Source organism: Gallintestinimicrobium propionicum, from assembly GCF_025567525.1.
Lineage (GTDB): Bacteria > Bacillota > Clostridia > Lachnospirales > Lachnospiraceae > Gallintestinimicrobium > Gallintestinimicrobium propionicum.
This window is the reverse complement of record NZ_JAOQJY010000048.1, coordinates 2,461-3,121: the sequence shown is the minus strand read 5'-3', so window position 1 is coordinate 3,121 and position 661 is coordinate 2,461. Positions and strand designations below refer to the sequence as shown.

The window sequence follows — 661 nt, the reverse complement described above, 5'->3', positions numbered from 1 at the left end:
ATCCCTGCTGGCACTGGGCTTTCAGGCGTTTCTCATTATCGTCTGCGTGGCAATTTATGCTGTGCTGGTGCAGAACATCGCTATGGAAGATGACATCATCATGGCAATCTGGAGCTGCGTGGGCTACACTGTACTGCTATGTTTTACGCTGTTCAAAACCGGCAGTCTCGCCAAATCAGTCTTTCAGGCGCACTAAAACGGAAGGAGGTTTCCACATTGGCTTATGTACCCGTACCCAAGGACTTAACAAAAGTCAAAACAAAGGTCATGTTCAATCTGACCAAGCGGCAGCTTATCTGCTTCACGGGCGGAGCGCTTATTGGCGTACCGCTTTTCTTTTTGCTCAGAAAACCTACCGGAAACAGTGTAGCGGCTATGTGTATGATGCTGGTTATGCTGCCCTTCTTTATGCTGGCTATGTACGAAAAGCATGGACAGCCCCTGGAAAAGATCGTGGGCAACATTCTCAAAGTAGCTGTGATCCGTCCAAAGCAGCGACCTTACCAGACCAACAACTTTTATGCCGTATTAAAGCGGCAGGAAATGCTCGATAAGGAGGTGTATGACATTGTTCACCGCAATAAAAAAATGGCTGCATCGGATGTTCGGAAAAACCGAGGAAAAAACTGTGCAGCCGGTAAAGACAAAGAAAAAGCTGTCC

2 protein-coding genes are annotated in these 661 nt (G+C 47.5%); both read left to right on the top strand.

Annotated elements, in window-relative coordinates; genetic code table 11:
- Window positions 1-196, top strand: a 196-nt coding sequence (locus OCV62_RS18855; RefSeq protein ID WP_262588377.1) for a hypothetical protein, incomplete at its 5' end; no start/stop codon positions are given.
- 20 nt (window positions 197-216) lie between these two features.
- Window positions 217-661, top strand: a 445-nt coding sequence (locus tag OCV62_RS18850; RefSeq protein WP_262588375.1) for a PrgI family protein, incomplete at its 3' end; no start/stop codon positions are given.